The sequence below is a fragment of the Campylobacter concisus genome (genome assembly GCF_002912425.1).
Taxonomy (GTDB): Bacteria; Campylobacterota; Campylobacteria; order Campylobacterales; family Campylobacteraceae; genus Campylobacter_A; species Campylobacter_A concisus_AH.
This window is the reverse complement of sequence record NZ_POYR01000028.1, coordinates 1-6,286: the sequence shown is the minus strand read 5'-3', so window position 1 is coordinate 6,286 and position 6,286 is coordinate 1. Positions and strand designations below refer to the sequence as shown.

8 protein-coding genes are annotated in these 6,286 nt (G+C 41.5%); 2 read left to right on the top strand and 6 right to left on the bottom strand.

Annotated features, from left to right (window positions below):
- The first annotated feature begins 95 nt into the window (after positions 1–95).
- Positions 96–680, top strand: coding sequence for a hypothetical protein (locus tag CYP84_RS01490; RefSeq protein WP_103636437.1), 585 nt, complete (start codon positions 96–98; stop codon positions 678–680).
- Positions 681–810: 130 nt separating this feature from the next.
- Positions 811–1,293, top strand: coding sequence for a hypothetical protein (locus CYP84_RS01485; RefSeq protein ID WP_103636436.1), 483 nt, complete (start codon positions 811–813; stop codon positions 1,291–1,293).
- An 18-nt stretch (positions 1,294–1,311) separates the two neighbouring features.
- Here CYP84_RS01485 and CYP84_RS01480 read toward each other — a convergent pair whose 3' ends face one another.
- The 6 genes from CYP84_RS01480 to CYP84_RS01455 all read right to left on the bottom strand — a co-directional run.
- Complete coding sequence (locus tag CYP84_RS01480) at positions 1,312–1,944, bottom strand: protein-L-isoaspartate(D-aspartate) O-methyltransferase (protein WP_103636435.1); 633 nt, start codon at positions 1,942–1,944, stop codon at positions 1,312–1,314.
- A 60-nt stretch (positions 1,945–2,004) separates the two neighbouring features.
- Entirely contained in the window at positions 2,005–2,772 is a 768-nt protein-coding gene (locus CYP84_RS01475; RefSeq protein WP_103636434.1) for a carbon-nitrogen hydrolase family protein, read from the bottom strand.
- A complete protein-coding gene (locus CYP84_RS01470) occupies positions 2,773–3,267 on the bottom strand; it encodes a hypothetical protein (protein ID WP_103636433.1) in 495 nt (164 codons plus the stop codon). It lies immediately after the preceding gene.
- Entirely contained in the window at positions 3,254–4,276 is a 1,023-nt protein-coding gene (locus CYP84_RS01465) for a ribonucleotide-diphosphate reductase subunit beta (RefSeq protein WP_103636432.1), read from the bottom strand. The genes CYP84_RS01470 and CYP84_RS01465 overlap by 14 nt, the downstream gene beginning before the upstream one ends.
- Before the next feature lie 71 nt (positions 4,277–4,347).
- Positions 4,348–5,472, bottom strand: coding sequence for a PepSY-associated TM helix domain-containing protein (locus CYP84_RS01460; RefSeq protein WP_103636431.1), 1,125 nt, complete (start codon positions 5,470–5,472; stop codon positions 4,348–4,350).
- Positions 5,473–5,552: 80 nt separating this feature from the next.
- Positions 5,553–6,286: spore coat protein (locus CYP84_RS01455; protein WP_103636430.1), on the bottom strand; the 734-nt coding region annotated here is incomplete at its 5' end.

Sequence of the window (6,286 nt, the reverse complement as noted above, 5' to 3'; positions counted from 1 at the left end):
GCTGAAAAGAGCGAAAAATAGGGCTTTGTTAAATTTAAATTTCATATAGATTAAACGCGTAATAGTAAAATCACGAAAATTTTTAAAGGAGAAGTATGAAAAATTTACTTATAAAATCAAGTTTGGTTTTAGCTTTAGTTAGTTCAGCTGCACTTGCGCAAGGTGCTTTTGTCGGTGGCGAGGGCGATTATTCGTTCAATTCAAAGATCAAAACTAAAAATATCGCAAAAAGCGAAAAAAATAACTTCAACAAAGGTCACTACGGACTTGGCTTTTATGGCGGTTATGATTTTGACAGCTATAGAGCGTATGGTGGCTACTACTATGACTTTAAAGCTAGAAAAAATGCTGGCGAGTCAGACGCAAAATGGAGCAAACATAAGCTTATAGCAGGCGCTGACTACACACCAAACATCACTGAAAACTTTAAAGCCGTACTTGGCGGTTATGCTGGTCTTGGTTATCTAAGTGTTAGACAAAGCTTTGAAAACGAAACTAGCAAGAAAAATTTCAAAGGCTTGCTAGTTGGCGCAAAAGCTGGCGGTCAGTACTCATTTGACGCTCACAACGCGCTTGAGTTTGGTCTAAAAGCTGATAAGACATTTTATAAGAAAAATAGCGGCGCTCAGCTAAGAGATACAAGTGTGGGAATTTACACAGGCTACACTTATAAATTCTAATAAATTCTAAATTTATGGCAAGGCTTAGGCTTTGCCCTTCCTAAAAACTCACATTTGTTCTTTAAATTTATAACTCAGGCAACCTTTAAGCGACGCGAGATAGAATGGCTCTTATCTAAAAGGGAGAAAAATGAAAACAAAATCGCTTCTTGTCATTGTGTTTTGTGTCGTTTTTGGTAGCTTTGCCTTTTGCGAACCAAAAAGCGAGCCAATGCTAACAAAAAGTAGAAATTTAGTTGGTCAGACGGTGCCAGGCGCTATTTTGGGCGTTAAGGTGCCAAAGGAGTATCAAGCCAAATTTGATAGTGCAAAGCCTAGGATGCAGGAATTTTTAGCAAATATGGCATGCTATAAGGCTAATAAAAATGATAAATTTATGGAAGGTGGCACAAGGGCACCTGCGCTACGAAGAGATGATAGCCATTTAAAAAGGGCTAGTGACATTTATAGCGACAACGTCGATATCAAGAGTATAGAAAATGTGAAATTTATCGCCAAAAACGCATTTAGTTTTAGTGTTACATTTATCACGGCAGATGGCGAAGAAACTACAAAATTTGATGATCTTATATTTACGCAGCACCCTAGCGGTGAGTGGCTGGTTAGGTGGTAGTTGTAGAGGTAAAAGCCTCTACCCTCTGCCCTCAAGAAGTGGTACAAAAAGGCACTCGTCTAAAAACTCTTTTTCTAAATTTCCGCTCTCGTCTTTTCTAAATTTAGCGATAAACTGCTTGCCATCTCTTTTAATCGGAGCGACCAAGATACCGCCATTTTTTAGCTGGCTAAATAAATTTGGCGATATCTCATCAGCAGCAGCCGAGAGTAAAATCCTATCAAACGGCGCGTAGCTTCGCCAGCCGTTGTTGCCATCATCATATCTTACGTGCACGTTTTTGATCTTTAGCGTCTCGAAGCGTTTTTTGGCCTCCATGGCTAATTTTTCTATGCGCTCGACGCTAAAAATTCTATGTGCGAGCTTGCTTAGTATCGCTGCTTGATAGCCGCTACCACAGCCTATCTCTAGGATGTTATCCACGTTTTCGCACTCTAGCGCCATGGTCATCTTCGCTACCGTTAGCGGCGAGCTGATCCATTGGTTGCCAAGTATCGGCTGCGCGTCAAGCTTGTAAGCATGTGCTGGGATAGGCACGAAAATTTCACGCTCGGTCGTTGATATCGCGTCAAACAAAAGCGGACTTAGCGTGATCTCGTCGGCTATGTCGCTAGCTAAATTTTGGCATTTTATCGCTTCTAGTTGGGTCAAAATTTCTTTCCTAAACAAATTTTAAATCGTTATTATACGATTTAAAGCTTATCTTAAAATTTATAAAAGCCCTAAATTTTTCTTTATCTGCGTGATCAAATTTGCGTCAAAAACCGCGCTTGCTTCTAGCGTGCCGTCTGGCAAAAAGACCCCAGCGGTCTCAAGATCTAGCGAGCTTGAGATCATGACGTAGCAGTTATTTGCGATCGCAAGTGCCTTGCAAAGGCTAAGGTAGGCATCCTCTCTAGCCTTGCCCCACATGGCTGGCACCATGATGATATCGCACCCCTTTAGCTTCGCCCAAAGCCTGCTATCACGCAGCTCAAAGCATATGAGCACGCCAAGCTTTAGCCCTTTAAATGTAAAGGCATTTATATCGCTCACCTCGCCGGCGGCAAAGATCTCGTGCTCTAAATTTGGTCTAAAAAGCTCAGCCTTAAACTGCGAATGAAAGACGTTGCTTGAGTTAAGAAGTATAAATTCGTTATAAATTTTTGGCTCATGAGCGGCTAAATTTGAAATTTGAGCGAGCCCTGCGCTTTTGTTTAGGCTGCTAAGGTGCGTAAAACCAAGAAATTTATCTGGGCTAAGTGCCTCTTGCAAGCGCTCAAGTAGCATCGCATCAAAGCTGCCTATCATGCCACCAAGCATCGCTTTGTTCGCCCCAGCAAAAAAGCCGTCAAAGTCGTAGCCGCTGATGCAAAGCTCGCTTGCAAGTAGGAGAGAGTTTTCAGGCGCAGCCTCAACTAAATTTGCAAGCTCTTCTAGGCGATCTGTTGCATTTTGTGCCTTTAAAGTTAGGCTTATTAGGTTTAAATTTTCGCTCATTTATTTTCCAAATACAAATATAGTTTGCTTTGGCGCATGGCAATTTTCTGGAATTCTAAAATCCATATCCGTCCCGCCAATTTCAGGCGTTGGCTTTAGCAAAACTGTTATGGCCGTAGTCTTGTTATCACGCTGTGAAAGCGGATCGTTAAAGACCCAAACTTCATACGAAAACGAGGTTTTATCGTCAAAATATACCACTCTAGTCTCTTTTAGGTCGGTGGATTTAAAGCTACATACCCTATTTATCTGCTTTAAAACATCGACAAAAAGAGCAGACCCGATAGGTGCTAGACTTGGCCGGACATCGCCAGCTGGCATGCTTTGGTAGATGATAACATATTTGGTTTCGTCTGTTTTGACAAGTATGTAAGGGTTAAAACTATTTAATAGATCCTTATTTGCTATGTCGATCGCCCTCTGGCTGCTACTGCTCGCACACCCAGCCAAAAGCACGCAGGCAAGGGATAAGATACTATTTTTAAAAGTCGTCAAAGCTGATACTTCCTTTGCTGTAGTTTGTCACCTTTGCTTCAAAGAAATTTGACTTTTGGTCGTTAAATTTCGCAAAGTCATCGACCCATTTGATCGGATGAGCGACGTTGTATTTGCGTTTTAGGCCGATCGCAACTAGGCGCTGGTCGATGAGATAGTGGATATACTGCTCGATGATATCGTCTGTAAAGCCCATTATTTGGTTTTGGGTGATGTATTTGCCCCATTTTATCTCTAAATTTCCAGCTTTTTCAAACATATCATAAATTTTCGCCTCGGTTTCAGCTGTGAAAAGGTCAGGCCTTTCCTTGCGGACCGAATTTATCATGTTTTGAAACAAAAGCAGGTGCGTGATCTCGTCACGTTGGATGAAGCGGATCATCTGTGCTGAGCCTAGCATCTTGCCAGCGCGAGCTAGAGCGTAGATCGCCGTAAAGCCGCTGTAAAAATAAATGCCCTCTAAAATTTGGTTTGCCACCATCGCAAGAAGTAGCTTCTCGTCAGTCACTTCGCCTGCAAGCTCCTCGTAGACGCTTGAAATGTAGTCGTTTTTCTCGCGCAATACGTCGTCGTGCTTCTCCATCTCGTAGATGAGGTCGGTGTTGTCACAGATCGCCTCGACCATGACAGCGTAAGACTTGCTGTGGTTTGCCTCTTCGTAGGCTTGGCGGCTTAGCACGGCGTTGATCTCTGGTGCGGTGATGTAAGGGTTGATGTTGTCAGCTAGGTTGTTCGTCTGGAAGCTATCCATCGAGATGAGCTGGCTCCAGACGAGGTCGTACATGCGTTTTTCGGCCTCTGTAAGGTTGTAGGCGTAGTCGCGCACGTCGTCTGTGGTGTCGACCTCTTTTGGAAACCAGGTGTTGGCCTCCATGAGGTCCCAAAGCTTTAACGCCCACTCGTATTTTGCCTTGGTGAAATTTAAAATGCCGTGTGGATTGCCGTTAAAGACTCTTCTGTCGGTCAAATTTTCATTTGAACTTGGGTTGTAAATGCGTTTTCTGTTCATAAATTTCTCTCTTGTTTGTGGTAAAAATTTCTTAAAATCTTACCCAAAGCAAGGTAAAAATTTACTTTTATTTAGACTGCTTTGCTCCTTTTTATGGTCATCAAAAAGCCAGTTATTATTAGTAAAACGGCGATCATGCAAGAGATGGCAAAGACGACCTGACCGACCTCGCCAAAGATCTCTCCAGTATGCACACTAAGCACTTTGCGGCCAGCTTTTTTGGCCTCTGGGATGCTTTCAGCCTTGCTAACAAGCTTATTTTCTTTGATCTTGCCAGCGCTTGCGTCAAGCTTTAGTTTACCTACCTGACTCTCGGCAGTTTCGTAGTTTATGGTGTAGGTGCTTTGGTTGTTTTCAGGCACGTTTATGGTAATTGATTTTAGCTCTAGCGTGACATTTTCTTTAAAAATTTGCTCTGCAGCCTCGATCTCTTTAAATTTTTCGTCACTTATCGGGATCAAATTTCGCTGCGGTGCTGATTTTTTCATCTCGCTTGGCTTTAGGTCAAAAAATATGCTATTTACGCTGCTTCGCACCCAGCCATAAGACCAGTAAAGGCCAGTTAGCGACATCACGACAAGCAGGATCGCCACGTAGGTGCCAAGGCTCGTGTGGAGGTTGTAAAAGCAGGCGTAGCCCTTTGCGCTTGGCTTGATTTTGAGCGAATTTAGGAAATTTCGCTTGATCGCTGGTGCGTAGAGGATGAGACCGCTGATGGCAAGAAGCGCCATGATGATCGAGCTAATGGCGACTATTTGCTTGCCGATGTTGGCTGGGACCTTACTATCAAGCAGGGCAAGGCCTAAATTTCTATGCAGGCTTAGTATTATCATGCGAGTTTTCTCGCCCAAATCTTCGCTGATCACCTCGCCATTTCTTGGATCGATGAAGAAATTTAAGGGCTTTTTATCTTTAGTGACGCTGATGCTATAAGCTTTGTTTTTACCGCCGATTTGTACGTTTTCAAGAGTGTCAAATTTGATCTCGTTTTTTGCTTTTGTGAGGATCTCACTTAGGCTTAAATTTGGCTTTTCACTAGGCGTTAAATTTATATATTTTTCATTTATCGCAGATTTTATCTCCTCTCTATAAGAGGCAAATGGTGCTGCAAGTGTCATGATAAGTAGCGGTATAGTCGCGATCAGACCGATTATTAGGTGGATGTTGAAAATGATTTTGTTACGCTTGAAAAGCATATATCTCCTTTTAATTTTAATAACGAATATTAATTTATTTTTTGTTAAGCAGAGATAAAATTTAGAAGATTATTTTTTAGTTATCTTGAAGTGATTTTGGATTTTGCGGCTGGCAAAAGTAGCTCAAATGTTGAAATAGCCGCATTTAGATCTTTTTTATCTAAAAATTTAAACGGCCTTAGCAGGTAGTAAAGTGGCTTAAATTTCACTATTAAGCGCAAAGAGTGCTCGTAAATTTCGCTGCCATTAGCCTTAACGTACTCATCAATCGCCTCTTTTACAAGCTCATTTGAAATTTTTTGTCGGTAGAGCTCGTGAATGAAAACTAGCAGATCACGACACTTTCTAAGCTCTAGATCATCGCTAAAAAATTTTGACTCAAAATCAATAAAATTTATCTCGTCATTTTTTATGGCGATATCCCTAAGTGCTGGGCGTCCGTGTGCGAAATTTAGCGCGTGAAGTCCAGCTAATGCGCGGGCTGCTTTTAGTAAAATTTCATGCTTAAAATTTTCATCGGTGCTATATTTAAATAGCCTAGCAACTGGCTCACCAACATCTTCTATAACGAAAAATTCATCACTTTTTAGCACGAGTTTTGGCGCAGGGGCATTTGCCTCGTTTAAAATTTCAAGCTTTTTTATCTCAGCGACAAATGACCTATAAGGGTTTGGTTTAAAAATTTTAGTTAAAAAGCTGCCTTCGATGCTCTTTTCAATGCGTTTTAACCAAAATTTTTGCCCATCAAATTCAAAGCTAAATACACGTTCATCGTGGTGATTTTTTAAAATTTCATTTACATATTGTTTTAAAT

Bases quoted from the DNA above. Each gene is read 5' to 3' on its own strand.
- CYP84_RS01475 (WP_103636434.1), bottom strand. From the start codon at position 2,772: ATGAGCGAAAATTTAAACCTAATAAGCCTAACTTTAAAGGCACAAAAT.
- CYP84_RS01460 (WP_103636431.1), bottom strand. From the start codon at position 5,472: ATGCTTTTCAAGCGTAACAAAATCATTTTCAACATCCACCTAATAATC.
- CYP84_RS01485 (WP_103636436.1), top strand. From the start codon at position 811: ATGAAAACAAAATCGCTTCTTGTCATTGTGTTTTGTGTCGTTTTTGGT.
- CYP84_RS01465 (WP_103636432.1), bottom strand. From the start codon at position 4,276: ATGAACAGAAAACGCATTTACAACCCAAGTTCAAATGAAAATTTGACC.
- CYP84_RS01490 (WP_103636437.1), top strand. From the start codon at position 96: ATGAAAAATTTACTTATAAAATCAAGTTTGGTTTTAGCTTTAGTTAGT.